Raw genomic sequence first — 17,685 nt, forward strand, 5'->3', positions numbered from 1 at the left:
CATGGAACCGGACCAGTCCCCCGCCGACGGTGTGCGCGCAGCGTTCCTCGCCGAGGCGGCCACCGCGGCGCGGTACACCTACTGCGCACAGGTCGCCGAGATCGAGGGTCACCCCGAGGCGGCCAGGGTGTTCGGCGAGCTCGCCGAGAGCGTGACCTGCGCCGCCCACGGCCACCTGGATCTGCTGCGCGGCCTGCTGGGCGGCGACGATCCGGGCCCCGGCAGCGCGCTCGGCGACACCCGCCGCAACCTCGCCGCGGCGATCAGCGGCGACCTCGGGGAGGCCACCGAACGCTACCCCGGCCTGGCGGCGCGGGCCCACATGGACGGCGTGGCCGATCTGGCGAGCTGGCTGGAGACGCTGTGCACGTTGAAGAAGACGCACGTGGACCGGCTGGAGCAGGCCCTCACCGGGCTGGACGAGCCGCGGTCCGCCGGGAACGGAGCGCCATGACCACCGATTACGACGCCGAGGCGATCACCGTCCACTCCGGTCTTGAGGCGGTGCGCCGCAACCCGTCGATGTACGTCGGGTCGACCGGCTCGGACGGCGCCCATCACCTGGTGCTCGAACTGGTCGACAACGCCGTGGACGAGGCCGCCGCCGGGCACTGCGGCGCGATCTCGGTGGAGCTGCACGGCGACGGCTCCTGCTCGGTCACCGACGACGGCCGGGGCATCCCCACCGCCCCGCACCCGGAGGCCGGGATCCCGGCGTGCGAGCTCGTGCTCACCACGCTGCACTCGGGGGGCAAGTTCGACCACTCCTCCTACGCGACCTCGGCCGGGCTGCACGGTGTCGGCCTGGCCTGCGTGAACGCGCTGTCCCAGTGGTTGCGGCTGGACGTGTGGCGCGACGGCGCGCACCACAGCGAGTCGTTCGCCCGGGGCGCGGTCGAGACCCCGCTCAAACGGGTCGGCGACAGCGGCCGCCGCGGCACCCGCGTGTGGTTCCGCCCGGACCCGGAGATCTTCTCCTCCTGCGCACTCGACGCGGAGCTGCTGCACGCCCGGCTGCTCGACATCGCGTATCTGCACCCGGGCCTGCGGGTCGGTCTCATCGACCACCGCACCGGGCGGGACGAGTCGCTGTACGAGATGACCGGGGTGCGGGGCCTGCTCGCGTACCGCGCCCGCGACGCCGAGAAGGTGCATGCCGAGCCGACCACCATCTCCTGGGCGGGGGACGGGTGCGTGATCGACGCCGCCGTCCAGTGGACCGAGGGGTACGCGGAGCAGATCTTCGCTTACGTCAACACCATCCGCACCGACCTGGGCGGGTCGCATGTGGACGCCCTGCGCGGCGCGCTGGCAGGGGTGGTGGCCGAACATCTCGGCCCGGCCGCGGACAGGATGACCGCGGTCGACATCCTGGAGGGGCTGACCGCGGTGATCGCGATCCGGATCCCGGACGCGCGGTTCGACGGCCAGACCAAACGCACCCTGCGCAACGACGAGGCGGGCGCCCGCGTGTTCGACGTCGTCACCGAGCAGGCGCGGCGGGCGCTGGCGGCCGACCCGGAGCTGGCCCGCCGCATCGCCGAACGGGCCGTCGACGCGAGCCGGGCCCGGCTCGCCGCGCGGCTGGCCGGGCGGACGGCCCGCTCCCGGACCCGGGCCGCCGAGGTCGACTACGCGGTCTACCAGCGGCAGTTCGGGATCCGCTCGAAGGACTGGCACGACTCGTGCGCCTGGCTCACCGACGAGGACCTGCTCGGCAAGCACGCGGAGCTGTGCGCGGTGCCGCCGGACGCGCGGATGCTGGACGTGTGCTGCGGCAGCGGTGTCGTCGGCGGCGCGTTCCGCGGCCGGGTCGGCGAGATGGTCGGGCTGGACCTCACCCCGGAGATGGCCGCGCTCGCCGCCACCCGGCTGGACGTGGTGCACCAGGGCACCGTCTACGACCTGCCGTTCCCCGACGCCAGTTTCGACCTCGTGGTCACCCGGGAGGTGCTGCATCTGCTGCCTCGTCCGGAGCGGCCGGTGTCGGAGATCTTCCGTGTGCTGCGGCCGGGCGGGCAGTTCATCGTCGGGCAGATCGTGCCGTACGCGGACGTGGACGCATTCTGGATGTTCCGCGTCTTCAAGAAGAAGCAGCCACTGCTGTGCCAGATGTTCCGCGAGGAGGACTTCCGGGCGTTGCTCACCGGCGGCGGGTTCACCGACGTACGGATGGAGGAGCACTTCCTGTGGGAGTCGATCGACCGGTGGATCGACACGCACGAGACGACACCGGCGAGCCGGCAGGAGATCTACCGCCTCTATGACGACGCGCCGCGCGAGGTGCGCGACGTACACCCCTTCGAGGTACTGCCGGACGGCTCGGTGCTCGACCGGTGGCGGTGGTGCGTGTACTCGGTGCGGAAACCCGACCATGCCTAGCCGCGCCGTGGATCACCCGGCCGCCGAGGTCGTGCGCGGGCTGGAGGTGCTACGGCCGCTGCGCGGCACGCCGGTGGAGCACTTCTGCGCGAAGGTGCGCGATCTCGTCGTCGTCGCGTCGAGCTCGCGGGGCGGGTCGAGCATGCTCGCCGAGCTGCTGCGGACCTCGCGGCACCTTCTGCACCTGCGCGGTGAGCTGAATCCGCTGCTGCGGCTGGCCGGCCTCGACCACCCGCGCAGCGGCACCGGATCCGACGTGCTGGAGGCGGCGCACTGGCACGGGCTTCCGCGGCAATCCCGGGCGTTGTTCGAGGCGGAACTGGCACTGGACGCGGGCTCTCCCGGCACCGGCGTGGAGAACCTGGCGGTGGACGGGGCGTGGCGGCTGGTCGTGCAGTGGCCGGGGCGGGGCCTCGATCCCGTCGACCTGGTGCGGACCGCCGAGGCGGTACTGGACCGTGATCTCCCCCGGTTCGCACGGGCGTTGATCGGCAGGGCCGGTGTGAACCCGTGGTACTACGACCTTCCCGGCCGGTCACCGGGACCACGACCGGCCGGGCCGCCCGGTGACGTGCTGCTCGAAGAGCCGCCCTTCGTCCTCCCCCGTCCGTGGCGGCCGGCGGGCGAAGACGATCTCGCCACGAAGCCACTGGTGATCAAGACGCCGGGCAACGCCTACCGGCTCGGGTTCCTGCGGGCCGTCTTCCCCAACGCGCGCCTGCGGGTGCTGCACCTGACCAGGAACCCGGCCGCGTCGGTCAACGGCCTGGTCGACGGTTGGCTGCACCACGGGTTCCACGCGTACCGGCTGGACGAACCACTGCGGATCGCCGGGTACGCCGACGTGCGGCCGGCAGACCGGCACTGGTGGAAGTTCGACCTGCCCCCCGGCTGGTCCGCGTACACCGCCGCCGCCCTGCCCCGGGTCTGCGCCCACCAGTGGTGGTCGAGTCACCGTGCGGTACTCGCCCACGGGGCGGACCACACGGTGCGCTTCGAGGACCTGATCAGCGGTCCGCACGGCCGCGCGGACGCCGTCGAGCGGATCGCCGACTGGCTGGGGGTGCCGTTCGACGGGCCGCTGAAGCGGGCCGCCACCGACGGCATCGCCGCCACCGTGTCCACCGCCGCACCACGCCCCGGCAGGTGGCTGGCGCGGGAAGAGGAAGTCCGATCGGCGCTGAGCGCCGACGTGCTCGCGATGGCGGAGAGGCTCGGTTATGCCCGTGACGACCACTGGATCTGAGCCGAGCACCCACGGCGGCCCGGGGTGGGTTCCCCGCGTGGCGTCGCACGTGGACGAAGTCGCGGCCGGGAGCGTGTGGGCGCCGTGCGGGTACCGGTCGGAGACGGCCGCGCTGCGGTCGGTGCTGCTGGTCCGCCCGCCGGACAGCATCGCCGCGGTGCGCCGGCCCGGGGCCTCGCTCATGCTCGGGCCGGTGGATCCGGCGGCGATGCGGGCGCAGTGCGACGCGCTGGCGGACCGCCTGCGCGGCCACGGGGTCGAGGTACACCTGGCCTCCCCCGCGGCGACGCCGAACGTGGTGTTCGCGCGGGACCTGTTCTGGATGACCCCGGCCGGGGCGGTGGTGGCGCGGATGGCGTCGGCGCAGCGGGCCGGCGAGGAACGGCATGCCGCGCTCGCGCTGGCCGAGGCAGGGTTCCCGATTCTGCGCACGGTGTCCGGCACCGCCGTGTTCGAGGGCGCCGACGCGCTGTGGATCGACCCGTCGACGGTGATCGTCGGCACCGGGTTCCGCACGAACGACGCCGGCGCGGCCGAGGTCGCCTCGGCGGTCGCGGGACTGGGGGCGCGGGTGGTGACGGTGCGCTTGGCGCCGGGCGTGCAGCATCTGCTGGGGACGGTGGTGTTCCTCGGCCCGTCCACGGCCGTCATCCATCGGGCGGCGAGCCCACCGGAGTTGACGATACTGCTCCGCGAGTACGGCTATCGGGTGATCGCGCTGGAGCCGGACGAGGAGCTGCTGGTGCGGCGCGGGATGAACCTGCTGGTGCTCGCGCCGGGGCGGGTGCTGATGCCCGCGGGCTGCCCGGGGATCCGGCGGACGCTGGAGCGGGCGGGCGTGGCCGTCGACGAGATCGACGTCGGGGAGTATCTGCGGGCGGCCGGCGGGATCGGCTGCGTGACCGGGGTGGTGCGCCGTGAGCACTGAGAGCGGTCACTGGGCCGATCACTGGGACATTCACTGGGCCGGGTACACCGTGGGGTCGTCCAGCGGCACCTTCAGCCAGGAGATCATCTGCCGGAGCTGGTGGTACGCCGCCAGCCGCTGCTCGTCGGAGTCGGCCTCCTCCGCTGCCGCGATCGGCTCCCACAGGCGCGGCACCATCACCGGCCCGACTTCGAGCAGGCCGCCGCTGCCGCCGGTGGCCCACTTCGCCAGCACGTACCGGACGATCGCGCCGACCGGGATGTCCAGGTTCCGGGACATGCCGCGCACGGTCTCCAGCGGATCGAGGAGCCCGTAATCGACCACCTCGGCCTTGAAGTTGGCGTGCGGGTCCTCCGGTGGCCAGCACCGTTCCCACTGGCGCAGCCGGACCGTCGGCGTACCGGTCGCGTCGTAGGCCAGGTCATCCATGTCGCCATCCATACCGCCACCCTAGGGCGGCACCGAGCTTGTCCGACCGGGCAGGGATGAACACCGAAGTAAGGAAAGGAGAACCAGTGAACGAGAACCTTCGTGAGGAACGAGTCGCCCTCGTTGCGACCGACTCGGGCGCCGCGACCAGCGGCACCGCCACGGCCGACGACGAGGCGATCCGTCAGCAGCTGCGCAGCCTCGGCTACCGCATCTGACCGAACACCGCCCCGGTCCTCCCGCACGGGCGGGCCGGGGTGTCCCCGCGTGTCGGGGGTCACCGTGCTGGAGGGCGGGAGTGTTGACCACCCGACGGCGCGTTGTAGCGTGCGGCGACCTGGAGGCGGCATGGCTGAGACGACCAACCCGTTCGACGACGACAACGCACCGTTCTGGGTGCTGCGCAACGACGAGGACCAGCACTCGCTGTGGCCGGAGTTCGCTCCGGTGCCCGCCGGGTGGCACGTGGTACACGGCCCGGACGGCCGGGCGGCGTGCCTGGCCTACGTCGAGGAGCACTGGACCGACCTGCGTCCGGCCTCCCTGCGTCGCGCCATGGACGACGCGACCGGGTGAACTACCGGATGCATACGCGGTCTTCACGGTGGCGGCGGCGGTGGACCGCTTCGTCACCCGCATCGCCCGGGGGAACCTGGCGGCATGGCGGCATGGGGGCGAAACAGTGAGTCAGTCCACACTTCCGTTTCCACGGCCACGGCCACGGCCACGGCCACGACCACGTTCACGGGAGAAGCGCGGACGCGCGCTGATCGTGCAACAGGGCGCCTGGGACATGCCCAAGGAGTCGATGCCGCTCGCCGCCGGCTATCTGACAGCCGCAGCACGGGCCGATCCCGTGGTGGGACCCGAGTTCGACGTGGGGATACAGAACTTCCGCGGTGGACAATCGCTGGGCTCGATGGCGCGCACGATCTTCTCCGGGGTGGTGCCGGACGTGCTGGCGTTCTCGGTCCTCGGCTGGAACCTCGACCAGTTCGGCGCGCTCGCCGAGACCTACAAGTCGGTGCGCCCGGACGGCTGGGTCGTCTTCGGCGGAACGCACGTCGCCCACCAGGCGGAACGCGTCTTCCGACGCTTCCCCGAGGTCGACGTCGTCGCCAACGGCGAGGGCGAGTTCACCTTCCGGGACCTGCTGCTCGCCGTCCTCGAGGAGAAGTCGCCGCACGATCTCGCGCAGGTGCCGGGGATCTCCTACCGCGACGAGGAAGGGACGATCCACACCACTGCCGAGGCGCCGCGCATCGACGACCTGGACATCATTCCGTCGCCCTTTCTGACCGGGGCCATACCGCTGCTCGACCACCAGGGCCGGTTCCCCTACGACGTCGCGCTGATGGAGACCAACCGCGGCTGTCCGTACAAGTGCTCGTTCTGTTACTGGGGCGGCGCGGTCGGCCAACGGATGCGCGACTTCTCCCGCGAGCGGCTGCGCGCGGAGCTCGACGTCTTCGGCTACCACCGGATTCCGACGGTGGTGCTGTGCGACTCCAACTTCGGCATGCGCCGGCCGGACGCGGAGTTCGTCGAGGACCTCGTCAGGACGCGCGAGAAGTACGGGTTCCCGAAGTCGTTGGAGACGTCGTGGGCGAAGAACAAGTCCAAGACGTTCCGCGACATCATCCGCCGGATGAAGGCCGAGGGGTTCCAGAGCTCGTTCACCGTGGCGCTGCAGACACTGGACGACACGGCGTTGCGTGACATGGGCAGAAGCAACATGCGGCTCAACGAGTGGAAGGAGCTGGCGGCATGGCTCGCGGCGGAGGGTCTCGACGCCTACGCGGAACTGATCTGGGGCGCGCCGGGTGAGACGGTCGACTCCTTCCTGACGGGTTACGACCGGTTGTCCCAACACGTGTCCCGCATCGCCGTCTACCCCCTGTTGCTGCTGCCCAACACCACCTACACGGAGAACCGCGAGGAGCACGGCTTCGTCACCGTGCGCGGCGACAACGACGACTTCGAGTACGTACTCGCCAACCGCACCGTCACCGTCGCGGAGAACACGACGATGCAGCGGTTCATGTTCTGGGCCCGGATGATGAGCGAGAACATGTACTTCCGGCACATCTGGGCGCCGCTGCGGGAGCTCGCCGGGCTCACCCAGAGCGCCGTACTGCTGATCCTCTCGGAGTGGTTCCAGGACTCGACCGATCCCGCCGTCGCCGAGTTGCTCGGCCACGGCCGCGAGTTCACCGACTCCGGCCTGGTCGTCGAGTCGCTGCACAAACTCTACGCCGACCCGCGGTTCGCGCCGGGCTTCCAGCGGTGGTGGGACGAGGCGATCCTGCCGAAGGTGCCCGAGCGGCACAGGCCGCTGCTCAACGAGATCTTCCGCTACGACAACGCGACCCGCCCGATCTACTCCGGCGCTGGTGCCGAGGACGCCGAGCTGCGCAGCATCGACGGCCTGCCGCACTACGTCCGCAGCGGCCTGCGGTTCAACTACCCGATGCCGCACGTTCTCGACGCCATCCGCGCGAGCCGACCGTTCGACGAGGAACCCTCGCCGGTCGAACTGACGCTCGCCTACCGCGTCGGATTCGACGACTACCTCGACAACCACGAACTCGCGACGTACTACGCCGGTCGCTGTCTCGAGATCCGGTAGCTGACAGCGCAACGGACGAACGCGGCGTACGGCAACGTAACCACCGACGAGCGAGGGCTTGTTCCGGCTCCCGACGGAGCCGACGGCCACCGAGGGTCACGCGGCTGCGAGGTGTCGGGCGAGCAGCTCCCGCGGCGGCTCGAGTCTCCGGTCAGGACTCGACCTCGAATGCGAGTTTGTCGTAGCGGCGCTCCGCGATCTGCTCCCGAGACCCCGAGACGAGGGTGATGCAGTCCCCGCCGAAGACCGGGCACGACCACGCCCTCCGGCAGATGCGCGGGCCCGCCTGCCCGAGCGGCCGGAGCGGCGTTCTTCCGCACCTCTTCCGGCAGTTGCTCGTAGCGGCAGAGGTAGACGCAGGGGCGCAGGGGGCGGACGAAGACCTCGGTCACCGGCTCGGGTACGCCAAGGGCCCGCCCGGCATCGCGAATGGTTTCACGTGCGGTCGCAGTCATGGACGTCACCGTGCCATGCCCCACTGACACGGCCCTGTGGTGCCCGGCCGCAGGGAGCGACCGCCTCGACTCCGCCTGGCACCGGGACCGGGACCGCAGCCGAGCCGGACAGAGACCCCGCACCGACGACCGGATAAGGAGCCCAAGCCCGGCGACAGATGACCGGCGGGTGGTTCCTACCGGTCCCCCGAATGCCTCTCTGGGATGGTCGCGGCCTCACGAGAGACCCAGCATGTCGACTAAAGCACCGGTATGCGCTCATTCGCGAGCGCCCCGCTTCCGGGCAGCCGGTCTCGACTCTCAGCTGGAGTACGCATGAAGAAGAAGACGGCCACCTCTGTGACCGCCCTGGCAGCGATAGCTTCCGGGATGGTCCTGGCTCCTGTGGCGTTCGCGGGTGACGCTTCGCACAACGGGGAACTGCACGCGGCACTCTCACCGATCCCCACGAGCAAGGTGACCGGCTCGGGTACGGCCATGGTGCACCTCAAGGGGAACCAGGCCACCGTGACGATCAAGACGCAGGGCCTGCTCGCCGACGCGCCGCACGCCCAGCACTTCCACATCGGGGCCAAGGGCCAGTGCCCGCCTGCCTCCGCGGCCAAGCAGCACAACGGACAGCTCAGCCTCAACACCACGGACGGCCTGCCCTTCTACGGCAAGATCGGCGCCTCGCTCACCACCACCGGCGACACCGGAGCCGACCACTCGGCCCTCGCGGTCGACCGCTTCCCCAAGGGCGCCGCGTACACCTACCACCGCACCATCACCGTCGACGACGAAACCGCCAAGAGCCTCCGCGCGGAGAACGCCGTGGTCGTCGTCCACGGCATCGACTTCAACGGCAACGGCACGTACGACAACGTCCTCGGCGCCAGCGACCTCGACCCCAGCCTGCCCTCCGAGGCCACCAACCCCGCCCTGTGCGGCCCGCTCAAGATGGCCCCCGCAGGAGCGGTCGCCGGCGGGATGGGCGGAACACAGGACAGTGACACGGTGGCGCTGACCGCAGCCGGCGGCCTGCTCACCGCCGCCGCGGGCACGCTCTACCTGCGCCGCCGCGGCAGCCGCCAGAGCTGACCGGCACGCATGACCGGCTTCCGGCCCCGTGGCCGCCGCGGTGTATGCACCGCGGCGGCCACCGCCTTCACCGCCAGCGCACTCGTCCTCCTGGCCACCACCGTCACCGGCCCCCAACCGCCGCCGACCCCACCCGACACCGCCCGCGCCGCACCCGTCGGCGAGCCCAACGCCCCGGTACCGCGCAGCGCGCCCCTGCCCCGCTCGGAACCCCGCGGCATCCGCATCCCCACCATCGGCATGCGAGCACAGATCGACAAGGTCACCAGGGCGACGGACGGCTCCGTGGACATGCCCCCGGACCCGGACCACGCCGGCTGGTACACCGGCTCGGCCACCCCGGGCGAGAACGGCAACGCCATCGTGGTCGGCCACCTCGACTCACGCTCCGGCCCCGCCGCCTTCTACGGCCTGGGCGCCCTGCGCAAGGGATCCCCGATCATGATCACCCGCCGCGACGGGAGCACCGCCCACTTCAGCGTCACCGCGATGAACGTTTGGACCAAGGACGACTTCCCCTCCAGTAGCGTCTACGGCCCGGCCATGACCCCCGTACTGACGTTGATCACCTGCGCCGGGTGGGACGACGAACGCCACACCTACCGTTCCAACCTCGTGCTGACCGCAGAACCCACCACGCCATCTCCTGGCAGAAGCTGACCTCGACAGCCGGAAAGGCGCGAGGAACGGTGGGCTCTTGCCGGGGCCAGGCGGGAATCGGTGAGCCGCTGGATTCCGTGCAGGACGGTGGCAGCCAGAAAGACCCGGACGCCATGGCCGGCGATCCGGGTGTAGCCGGCCGGGACCAGTGGGTGGTGCGCGACGGCGCCGCTGACGAGTCCCGCGCCGACGCAGTATCCGACGTAGCCGAGGGGGCGCATTGCCTGGGCTCGGGGGTTGTCGAAGACACGCAGCACGAGGCCGATGACCGATGACCGGCTTGGTACCGAAGGAGGTGGACTTGGGGGGCAACAGGGCCCCCGCACCGGCCGGCTCCCGCCCGCTTCTCTCGGTCATCGAGGGCAACAAGAGGGCTGTTCCGCGAGGGCCCCGTGCACGCCTCGACTTGGCGGGACGCGGCCTGAGGTCAGCCTCGCGCACTGCATCACCGCGCGGGAGGCTCTCCCGAGGATCGTGGTCGGACTCGTTCCGCCGGGACGCTCAGACTGCCGCCGGCGTCTTTTCGGGCTCCGTGACCGCTTCGGCGTCGGTGAGGGCCGCGAGGTAGCGCTCGGCGTCCAGGGCTGCCGCGCAGCCGGAGCCCGCGGCGGTGATCGCCTGGCGGTAGGTGTGGTCGACCACGTCTCCCGCGCCGAACACGCCGGGGATGTTCGTGCGGGTCGAGGGTGCCTCGACCTTCAGGTATCCCTCGTCGTCCAGGTCCAGCTGGCCGGCGAAGAGCTCCGTGCGCGGGTCGTGGCCGATCGCGACGAACAGGCCGGTGGCGGCTAGGTCGCGCGTCCGGCCGCTGAACGTATCGCGCAGGACGAGGCCGGACACGGCGCCACCCTCCTCCTTGATCTCCGCGATCTCACTGTCGAAGGCGAAGGAGATCTTGTCGTCGGCGAACGCGCGGCTCTGCATGACCTGGGAGGCCCGCAGCGCGCTCCGGCGGTGGACGACCGTGACGGAGCGGGCGAACCGGGTGAGGAAGGTGGCCTCCTCCATCGCGGTGTCGCCGCCGCCGACGACCACGATGTCGCGGTCGCGGAAGAAGAAGCCGTCACAGGTCGCGCAGTAGGAGACCCCGCGTCCCGAGAGTTCGTCCTCGCGCTCCAGGTTCAGCTTGCGGTGCTGCGATCCGGTGGTCACGATCACGGCGCGGGCCCGGTGGACTGCTCCGCTGCTGTCCGTGACCGTCTTGATGTCACCCGTGAGGTCGACGGCGACGATGTCGTCCGGGACCAGCTCGGCGCCGAACCGCGTCGCCTGGGCCCGCATGTTGTCCATGAGGTCAGGACCGACGACGCCCTCGGGGAAGCCGGGGAAGTTCTCGACCTCCGTGGTGTTCATGAGCGCGCCGCCCGCGGTCACCGAGCCTTCGAAAACCAGCGGCTCGAGGTCGGCACGCGCCGTGTAGAGCGCGGCGGTGTATCCGGCGGGGCCGGAGCCGATGACGATGACGTTCCGGACGTCCGTGTCGGCACTCACTTGGACGCCTCCGGCGCGATCTCCTCGATCAGGCCCTCGACCATGACCTTGATCTCGTCGCGGATCGGGCGAACCGCCGCCACGCCCTGGCCGGCCGGGTCTTCGAGCTTCCAGTCGAGGTAACGCTTGCCGGGGAAGACGGGGCAGGTGTCGCCGCAGCCCATGGTGATGCAGACGTCCGACTCCTTGACCGCGTCGACCGTGAGGATCTTCGGGGTCTCGGCGGAGATGTCGATGCCGACCTCGGCCATCGCCTCGACAGCGGCCGGGTTCACGGTGTCGCCCGGGTTGGACCCGGCGGAGCGGACCTCGACGCGGTCCCCGGCGAGGTGGGTCAGCCAGGCGGCGGCCATCTGGGAGCGGCCGGCGTTGTGGACACAGACGAACAGAACAGAGGGCTTCTGGGACATCAGGAGGTCTCTCTCGTCACACGGTCGAATCAGGCACCCATGACATCAGCACCCGGTGGCGTCAGTAGCCACTGATGTGAGAGTATCAGCCCATGATGACGTCAGTCGACACTGAACTGATCCGCGTGCTGGGCGATCCGCTCCGGCTCCGGATCGTGACGCTGCTCGCCCGCGAGACGCTGTGCACCAGCCACCTGGTGGAGGAGACCGGCGCGAAGCAGACCAACCTCTCCAACCACCTGAGGGTCCTGCGCGAGGCCGGGGTCGTGGAGACCGAACCGTGCGGGCGCTTCACCTACTACAAGCTCCGCCCGGACGTCATCGCCCGGCTCGCCGGCCAGTTCGCCGACCTGGCCGACTCCGCCCGTACCGCCGCCGAGAACAAGAGGGCCTGTCCGTGACCCCCACGCAAGCACCCGAGACGACGACCGAGGACTCCTCCGTCGTCCAGAAGCTGTCCACCCTGGACCGCTTCCTCGCCGTCTGGATCCTCCTGGCCATGGCCCTCGGCCTCGGCCTCGGCCGCATGATCCCCGGCCTGAACGACGCACTGGCGAAGGTGGAGATCGGCGGCATCTCCCTGCCCATCGCCGTCGGCCTGTTGATCATGATGTACCCGGTCCTGGCGAAGGTCCGCTACGACAAGCTCGACGCGGTCACCGGGGACCGCAAGCTGCTGGTCTCCTCGCTGGTCATCAACTGGATCATCGGACCGGCCGTCATGTTTGCCCTGGCCTGGATCTTTTTGCCGGACCTGCCCGAGTACCGCACCGGTCTGATCATCGTCGGCCTGGCGCGCTGTATCGCCATGGTGATCATCTGGAACGACCTGGCGTGCGGCGACCGCGAGGCCGCCGCCGTGCTCGTGGCCCTGAACTCCGTGTTCCAGGTCGTCGCGTTCGGCCTGCTCGGCTGGCTCTACCTCGACCTCCTGCCGGGCTGGCTCGGCCTGGGCGAAGGCGAGACGCTCGACATCTCCATGTGGAAGATCGCTCTCAACGTCGTCATCTTCCTCGGCGTGCCCCTGCTCGCCGGCTTCCTCACCCGCCGCCTGGGCGAGAAGAAGATGGGCCGCGAGTCCTACGAGGCGAAGTTCCTGCCGAAGATCGGCCCCTGGGCCCTCTACGGCCTGCTCTTCACGATCATCATCCTCTTCGCCCTCCAGGGGAAGACGATCACCTCGCAGCCGCTGGACGTCGTCCGCATCGCGCTTCCGCTCCTGGTGTACTTCGCGATCATGTTCTTCGGCAGCTTCCTGATCGGCAAGGCCATCGGCCTGGCCTACGACCGCACCACGACGCTGGCCTTCACGGCAGCCGGCAACAACTTCGAACTGGCCATCGCCGTGGCCATCGCCACGTTCGGAGTCACCTCGGGCCAGGCGCTCTCCGGCGTCGTCGGCCCGCTCATCGAGGTCCCGGTCCTGATCGCCCTGGTGTACGTGGCCCTGGCCTGGCGCAAGAAGTTCGACCCGTCCGCGATCACCACCAGCACCACGCAGCGCTGATGTACCGCCTCGGCTCCCGCCCGCATGCGGCCCTCCGCGCCCCGGCTCGCCTCACCGTCCGCCCGCTGGCGGAAGCGGCACCGCGCAGAGGGGAAGCGGAAGCCGGGGCGCCTTGCGCCGCCAGGGAGGTGACCTGATGACACGCGCGGTGGATGTGGTGGTGCTCGGCGGCGGCCAAGCGGGACTCGCCATCGGCTACTACCTGCGCCGCCAGAACCTCGACTTCGTCATCCTCGACGCCCAGCCCTCACCGGGCGGCGCGTGGCAGCACACATGGGACTCGCTCCGCCTGTTCTCCCCGGCGGCGTACTCCTCCCTGCCGGGCCGGCTGATGCCCGCCCAAGACGGAGCGGAGTACCCGGACGCGCGCCACGTCGTCCAGTACCTGACCGCGTACGAGGAACGCTACGCCCTGCCGGTCCAGCGGCCGGTCCGGGTGAAGGCCGTACACCGTGACGGTGACCGGTTGCGGGTGGAGACGGACGCGGGTGTCTGGTCCGCCCGTGCGGTCGTCTCGGCGACCGGAACATGGTGGCGGCCCTTCCTTCCCGCCGCACCCGGCCGCGAGACCTTCACCGGCCGTCAGCTCCACACCGTGCAGTACAGCAACCCTGACGAGTTCGCGGGCCGACGGGTCATCGTGGTCGGAGGGGGCAACTCCGGAGCCCAGATCGCCGCCGACCTCGCCCCGCACACCGACCTGACCTGGGTCACCCAACGCCCCGCACGCTTCCTGGCCGACGACGTCGACGGCCGCGCACTCTTCGACGCCGCCACCGCCCGCCGTCGCGCCCTGGACACAGGGAACACCGACACGGGAGGCGTCGCCTCACTCGGCGACATCGTCGCCGTCGCGCCGGTCCGCGCCGCACGGGATGCCGGCCTCCTCAAAGCCCAGCCGATGTTCGCCCGTCTCACCAAGAACGGTGCGGAGTGGGCGGACGGAACCAGAGCGGAAGCCGCAGCAATCATCTGGTGCACCGGCTTCCGCCCCGCCCTCTCCCACCTCGCCCCGCTGGGCCTGCGCGGCGAACGCGGCCACATCCCCACCCACGGCACCCGGGCCGTCGAGAAACCCCGCCTGCACCTCCTCGGCTACGGCGACTGGGACCCGCCTCGGCCACCCTGATCGGCGTGGGCCGCCCCGCCCGGGACGCCGTCCGCGAGATCGCCACCCTGCTGCGCTGACGCCTCCCCGGCCGGGCTCAGGGTGCATCGAGGGCTGCGCTGTCCACCCAGCGCGCCAAGACGCTGAAGGCCTCAAGGTGTTCCAGGGCCTCGTGCTCCGGCAGCTCCGGCCGCCCGCCCTCATCGCTGTTGGGGTTCCGGATGCCCGCGAAACAGCCCTCGGGGAAGGACATCGCGCCCCGGTGCACACTGCGGAAGGTGTCGCTGTTGTCGTCCGCCATCAGGCGAAGACGAGGCTGGCCGGGCTTGGCCGCGTCCTTGGAGAACACGCTCTGGAACAGGGCGGTTTCGCTCACGTCGCGGCGGCCGACCTTGTTCTGGGTCTCGACGTCGACCTTCCGGGCTGCGGCGGTGACCGCCTCGCGGAAGTGCCCGCTGCGCCACAGGGACCGGGCCCCGTCCCACACCCACCGGTGCATGGCCGCCGCGCTGAGCTGGGGCGCGTCGTCCCCGAGCCGCTCACGAACCTCCGCGTCCCGCAGCAGGACGGCGTCGGCGCGCTGGGCGGCTTCGCGGTGCCGGCACCAGCGGTCATGGGACATCAATGCTCATCAGAGCATCATCCATGCGGCCACTGACACCGCACAGGTGCTTTCCCAGCAAGGGCGACGACCGCTGAGAGGGTCAGGCGGCGGCAGACAACAGCTTGCCCATGGCCGCGAGTACGGAGGGCTCCACGCGGTAGTAGACCCACGTCCCGCGCCGCTCGGAGCTGAGGAGGCCCGCCTCCCGCAGTTTCTTCAGATGATGGGAGACCGTCGGCTGAGACACGCCCACGTCGGAGATGTCGCAGACGCACGCCTCTCCGCCCTCGTGCGAGGCGACAGCCGAGAAAAGACGCAGGCGGACAGGGTCACCGAGCGCCTTGAACATCTTCGCGGCCCGCTCGGCTTCCTCCGCACTCAACGGCCGTTGGGTCAGCGGCGGGCAGCACGGCACGACGTCCGGCTCCAGCACGGGCAACGACCTGATTTTCGACATACACCTATGTTGACACACATCGAATCAACGGGTGAAAGGCTAACAACCCGCGCGCCTACGGATGGCCCGAAGGCGGGCGGAGCAGGGCCGCCTCGCCCCGTCCCGCCCGCATCCCGGCGCACCGATCACTCAGAGCCCGGCGACGATCGGCGCCTCGCGGACATGGGCAGCCAGGGGCGGAACGACGTATGCGGCGTCGCGACCCACGCCACGCAGGGTGTTGGAGGCGAAGGACCGCTGGAATTCCAAGCCCAGGTAGACCAGACCGGGATGGGTCAAGGACAGTCCGCCGCTGTGCAGCGGCATGCCGTCGGCGGCTCGACCCCCAGGCAGTCCGCGTAACGGCGAAGGTGCTCGACCACCTCGTCCCGATGAGGGTAGCGGTCTCCGTCCCCGCCGAACGGTAGACCGGGCAGGGCACTGAACCGGGCAGGGGAAAACAGCGTGAGGCTGTCGTAATACCGCGGCCACGAGCCCCCCGCATGATCGGAGGCTTCCAGGACCACGGGCCGAAGACTCTCCCGCACAAGAGCTTCAGCGGCGGCAAGGCCGGCCTGACCACCACCGATCACCACAACATCGAGTTGCTCCATCGCTCACTCACACCCACTTCAGATTCGACGTATGTCTAAGTTGACGACTATCAATACAGGTGTCATCCTGGCTGCGCAAGCCATCGACAGCCGTCGAACCAATCTGGGGAGTCACCGTGAACACGCCCACCACCGCCCTGCCCACCGTGGTGATCGGAGCCGGCCCCGCCGGCCTGGCTGCCGCCGCCCACCTCACCGGACGCGGCATGGAAACCCTGGTCCTGGAAACCGGCCCCGCAGCGGGCAGCGCGGTACGCGAGTGGGGGCACGTACGACTGTTCTCAACATGGTCCGAGCTCGTGGACCCGGCCGCCGAGAAACTCCTGTCCCCGACCGGCTGGACCGCGCCCGACGGCGGCACCTACCCCTCCGGCGCGGACTGGGCGGAGAAGTACCTCCAGCCGCTCGCCGACGTCCTCGGTGACAAGGTCCGCTACGGCACCACCGTCACCGGGGTCTCCCGCCTCGGCCGCGACCGCATCGTCGACGCGGACCGTGAGCAGCAGCCCTTCACCGTCCGCACCAGGAGCGCGGACGGCACAGAGGCGCGCGTCCTCGCCCGGGCCGTGATCGACGCCTCCGGCACCTGGTCCACGCCCAGCCCCATCGGCGCCGACGGGCTTCCCGCCCTCGGTGAGCACGCCGCCTCGGCCCGCATCTCCTACCGCATCCCCGATCTCAAGGACCCCGCCGTGCGCACCCGGTACGCCGGCAAGCGCACCGCCGTCATCGGCTCCGGCGCCTCCGCGTTCACCGCGCTCGCCTCGCTCGCCGACGTGGCCAAGGACGAGCCCGGCACCCACTCCGTCTGGATCCTGCGCCGTGGAATCAGCGGTTCCACCTTCGGCGGGGGCGCCGCCGACCAGCTCCCCGCCCGCGGCGCCCTGGGCCTGGCGGCGAAGGCCGCCGTCGATGCCGGGCACGCCGATGCCGTCACCGGCTTCCGCACGGAAGTCATCGAACCCGGTACCGACGACCGCCTGACCCTGGTGGCCGAGGACGGACGCCGCCTCGACCCGGTGGACGAAGTGATCGTCCTGACCGGCCTGCGCCCCGACCTGTCCTTCCTGTCCGAGCTCCGCCTCGGCCTGGACGAGCGCCTCCAGGCACCCACCGAGCTGGCCCCGCTCATCGACCCGAACCAGCACTCCTGCGGCTCCGTCTACCCGCACGGCCATCGCGAGCTGTCCCACCCCGAGCAGGGCGTGTACCTCGTCGGCATGAAGTCCTACGGCCGCGCTCCCACCTTCCTCGCCATGACCGGCTACGAGCAGGTCCGCTCCGTGACCGCCGCTCTCGCGGGTGACACCGAGTCCGCCGACCGCGTCGAACTCACCCTCCCCGAGACCGGAGTCTGCGGCGGCGCCGGACTCTTCGACGCCCCTGCCACCCCAGAGACGGACGGCGGAGGCTGCTGCGCCCCTGAGCCCTCCGTGGTCCAGATCGGTGCTGCCGCGCCCGCCGGAACCGCGGCCGCCGAGAAGCCCACACCGGCCGGTGGCTGCTGCGCGTGACCGAGACCGACGCCCGCGGGGCCGCGACCGGAACAGGGGACCGGTCGCGGCCCCGCGCCGTACTCCCAGCCCTGTGTGCCACGCAGATCACCAGCTGGGGCATCGCCTTCTACGCTTTTCCTGTCCGCCGGCCCCGATCCGGACGCCGCCCGTTCACCGGCCCGCGAGGCGGACGTATCTCCACCGCAGCCC

At 70.7% G+C, this 17,685-nt stretch carries 19 protein-coding genes and 1 pseudogene; 13 read left to right on the forward strand and 7 right to left on the reverse strand.

Going from position 1 to position 17,685, the window contains the following annotated elements:
• The first annotated feature begins 1 nt into the window (after position 1).
• From N7925_RS03155 to N7925_RS03170, 4 genes are read left to right on the forward strand one after another with little or no spacing between them, the layout of a single operon-like run.
• Positions 2-454: a rubrerythrin family protein gene (locus tag N7925_RS03155; protein ID WP_265597959.1), complete on the forward strand. Its 453-nt coding sequence runs from the start codon at positions 2-4 to the stop codon at positions 452-454.
• Positions 451-2,382 carry a methyltransferase domain-containing protein gene (locus N7925_RS03160; RefSeq protein ID WP_274342953.1) on the forward strand — a complete coding sequence of 644 codons (1,932 nt, stop codon included), beginning with the start codon at positions 451-453 and terminating at the stop codon, positions 2,380-2,382. Before N7925_RS03155 ends, N7925_RS03160 begins: the two co-directional genes overlap by 4 nt.
• Positions 2,375-3,628 carry a sulfotransferase family protein gene (locus tag N7925_RS03165; protein WP_274342954.1) on the forward strand — a complete coding sequence of 418 codons (1,254 nt, stop codon included), beginning with the start codon at positions 2,375-2,377 and terminating at the stop codon, positions 3,626-3,628. The genes N7925_RS03160 and N7925_RS03165 overlap by 8 nt, the downstream gene beginning before the upstream one ends.
• Before the next feature lie 37 nt (positions 3,629-3,665).
• On the forward strand, positions 3,666-4,556 hold the full coding sequence (locus tag N7925_RS03170) for a dimethylarginine dimethylaminohydrolase family protein (protein WP_274342955.1): 891 nt from the start codon (positions 3,666-3,668) through the stop codon (positions 4,554-4,556).
• A gap of 30 nt (positions 4,557-4,586) precedes the next feature.
• On the opposite strand, the gene N7925_RS03175 is transcribed toward N7925_RS03170, so the two are convergent.
• The gene (locus N7925_RS03175; RefSeq protein ID WP_274342956.1) at positions 4,587-4,997 is read right to left on the reverse strand and encodes a DUF6027 family protein; all 411 of its coding nucleotides are present in this window, start codon (positions 4,995-4,997) and stop codon (positions 4,587-4,589) included.
• 74 nt (positions 4,998-5,071) lie between these two features.
• Here N7925_RS03175 and N7925_RS03180 point away from each other — a divergent pair, with 74 nt between their 5' ends.
• The 5 genes from N7925_RS03180 to N7925_RS03200 all read left to right on the forward strand — a co-directional run bounded on the left by N7925_RS03180 (position 5,072) and on the right by N7925_RS03200 (position 9,809).
• Positions 5,072-5,203, forward strand: coding sequence for a hypothetical protein (locus tag N7925_RS03180; RefSeq protein ID WP_265597964.1), 132 nt, complete (start codon positions 5,072-5,074; stop codon positions 5,201-5,203).
• 130 nt (positions 5,204-5,333) lie between these two features.
• Entirely contained in the window at positions 5,334-5,561 is a 228-nt protein-coding gene (locus N7925_RS03185) for an MbtH family protein (protein WP_265597965.1), read from the forward strand.
• A gap of 196 nt (positions 5,562-5,757) precedes the next feature.
• Positions 5,758-7,614, forward strand: coding sequence for a KedN5 family methylcobalamin-dependent radical SAM C-methyltransferase (locus N7925_RS03190; protein WP_265597966.1), 1,857 nt, complete (start codon positions 5,758-5,760; stop codon positions 7,612-7,614).
• Between the two features lie 770 nt (positions 7,615-8,384).
• Entirely contained in the window at positions 8,385-9,149 is a 765-nt protein-coding gene (locus tag N7925_RS03195) for a hypothetical protein (protein ID WP_274342957.1), read from the forward strand.
• Between the two features lie 9 nt (positions 9,150-9,158).
• Complete coding sequence (locus N7925_RS03200) at positions 9,159-9,809, forward strand: sortase domain-containing protein (RefSeq protein WP_265597968.1); 651 nt, start codon at positions 9,159-9,161, stop codon at positions 9,807-9,809.
• 501 nt (positions 9,810-10,310) lie between these two features.
• Here N7925_RS03200 and trxB read toward each other — a convergent pair.
• Complete coding sequence (gene trxB / locus N7925_RS03205) at positions 10,311-11,300, reverse strand: thioredoxin-disulfide reductase (protein ID WP_274342958.1); 990 nt, start codon at positions 11,298-11,300, stop codon at positions 10,311-10,313.
• Positions 11,297-11,710: an arsenate reductase ArsC gene (locus tag N7925_RS03210; RefSeq protein ID WP_274342959.1), complete on the reverse strand. Its 414-nt coding sequence runs from the start codon at positions 11,708-11,710 to the stop codon at positions 11,297-11,299. Before N7925_RS03210 ends, trxB begins: the two co-directional genes overlap by 4 nt.
• A 92-nt stretch (positions 11,711-11,802) precedes the next feature.
• Here N7925_RS03210 and N7925_RS03215 point away from each other — a divergent pair, with 92 nt between their 5' ends.
• The 3 genes and pseudogenes from N7925_RS03215 to N7925_RS03225 all read left to right on the forward strand — a co-directional run bounded on the left by N7925_RS03215 (position 11,803) and on the right by N7925_RS03225 (position 14,405).
• The gene (locus N7925_RS03215) at positions 11,803-12,111 is read left to right on the forward strand and encodes an ArsR/SmtB family transcription factor (protein WP_274342960.1); all 309 of its coding nucleotides are present in this window, start codon (positions 11,803-11,805) and stop codon (positions 12,109-12,111) included.
• On the forward strand, positions 12,108-13,217 hold the full coding sequence (gene arsB / locus N7925_RS03220) for an ACR3 family arsenite efflux transporter (RefSeq protein WP_274342961.1): 1,110 nt from the start codon (positions 12,108-12,110) through the stop codon (positions 13,215-13,217). The genes N7925_RS03215 and arsB overlap by 4 nt, the downstream gene beginning before the upstream one ends.
• Before the next feature lie 136 nt (positions 13,218-13,353).
• A pseudogene (locus N7925_RS03225) lies at positions 13,354-14,405 on the forward strand (ArsO family NAD(P)H-dependent flavin-containing monooxygenase).
• A gap of 17 nt (positions 14,406-14,422) precedes the next feature.
• On the opposite strand, the gene N7925_RS03230 reads toward N7925_RS03225, so the two are convergent.
• The 4 genes from N7925_RS03230 to N7925_RS03245 form a co-directional block, all read right to left on the reverse strand.
• Positions 14,423-14,947: a TIGR02391 family protein gene (locus N7925_RS03230; RefSeq protein WP_274342962.1), complete on the reverse strand. Its 525-nt coding sequence runs from the start codon at positions 14,945-14,947 to the stop codon at positions 14,423-14,425.
• Between the two features lie 82 nt (positions 14,948-15,029).
• A complete protein-coding gene (locus N7925_RS03235; RefSeq protein ID WP_265597975.1) occupies positions 15,030-15,386 on the reverse strand; it encodes an ArsR/SmtB family transcription factor in 357 nt (118 codons plus the stop codon).
• A gap of 129 nt (positions 15,387-15,515) precedes the next feature.
• Complete coding sequence (locus N7925_RS03240) at positions 15,516-15,665, reverse strand: hypothetical protein (protein ID WP_274342963.1); 150 nt, start codon at positions 15,663-15,665, stop codon at positions 15,516-15,518.
• On the reverse strand, positions 15,662-15,979 hold the full coding sequence (locus N7925_RS03245) for an NAD(P)-binding protein (protein ID WP_331615522.1): 318 nt from the start codon (positions 15,977-15,979) through the stop codon (positions 15,662-15,664). Before N7925_RS03245 ends, N7925_RS03240 begins: the two co-directional genes overlap by 4 nt.
• A 116-nt stretch (positions 15,980-16,095) precedes the next feature.
• On the opposite strand from N7925_RS03245, the gene N7925_RS03250 reads away from it, so the two are divergent.
• Positions 16,096-17,493, forward strand: a complete 1,398-nt coding sequence (locus N7925_RS03250; protein ID WP_274342964.1) for an NAD(P)-binding domain-containing protein — start codon at positions 16,096-16,098, stop codon at positions 17,491-17,493.
• Positions 17,494-17,685: the final 192 nt, after the last annotated feature.

The sequence above is a fragment of the Streptomyces sp. CA-278952 genome, assembly GCF_028747205.1.
GTDB lineage: Bacteria > Actinomycetota > Actinomycetes > Streptomycetales > Streptomycetaceae > Streptomyces.

What these genes read in the sequence shown, in the direction of transcription:
- N7925_RS03155 (WP_265597959.1), top strand. Translation starts at nt 2, where the DNA reads ATGGAACCGGACCAGTCCCCCGCCGACGGTGTGCGCGCAGCGTTCCTC.
- N7925_RS03160 (WP_274342953.1), top strand. Translation starts at nt 451, where the DNA reads ATGACCACCGATTACGACGCCGAGGCGATCACCGTCCACTCCGGTCTT.
- N7925_RS03165 (WP_274342954.1), top strand. Translation starts at nt 2,375, where the DNA reads ATGCCTAGCCGCGCCGTGGATCACCCGGCCGCCGAGGTCGTGCGCGGG.
- N7925_RS03175 (WP_274342956.1), bottom strand. Translation starts at nt 4,997, where the DNA reads ATGGATGGCGACATGGATGACCTGGCCTACGACGCGACCGGTACGCCG.
- N7925_RS03185 (WP_265597965.1), top strand. Translation starts at nt 5,334, where the DNA reads ATGGCTGAGACGACCAACCCGTTCGACGACGACAACGCACCGTTCTGG.
- N7925_RS03195 (WP_274342957.1), top strand. Translation starts at nt 8,385, where the DNA reads ATGAAGAAGAAGACGGCCACCTCTGTGACCGCCCTGGCAGCGATAGCT.
- N7925_RS03200 (WP_265597968.1), top strand. Translation starts at nt 9,159, where the DNA reads ATGACCGGCTTCCGGCCCCGTGGCCGCCGCGGTGTATGCACCGCGGCG.
- N7925_RS03210 (WP_274342959.1), bottom strand. Translation starts at nt 11,710, where the DNA reads ATGTCCCAGAAGCCCTCTGTTCTGTTCGTCTGTGTCCACAACGCCGGC.
- N7925_RS03215 (WP_274342960.1), top strand. Translation starts at nt 11,803, where the DNA reads ATGATGACGTCAGTCGACACTGAACTGATCCGCGTGCTGGGCGATCCG.
- N7925_RS03230 (WP_274342962.1), bottom strand. Translation starts at nt 14,947, where the DNA reads ATGTCCCATGACCGCTGGTGCCGGCACCGCGAAGCCGCCCAGCGCGCC.
- N7925_RS03235 (WP_265597975.1), bottom strand. Translation starts at nt 15,386, where the DNA reads ATGTCGAAAATCAGGTCGTTGCCCGTGCTGGAGCCGGACGTCGTGCCG.
- N7925_RS03245 (WP_331615522.1), bottom strand. Translation starts at nt 15,979, where the DNA reads ATGGAGCAACTCGATGTTGTGGTGATCGGTGGTGGTCAGGCCGGCCTT.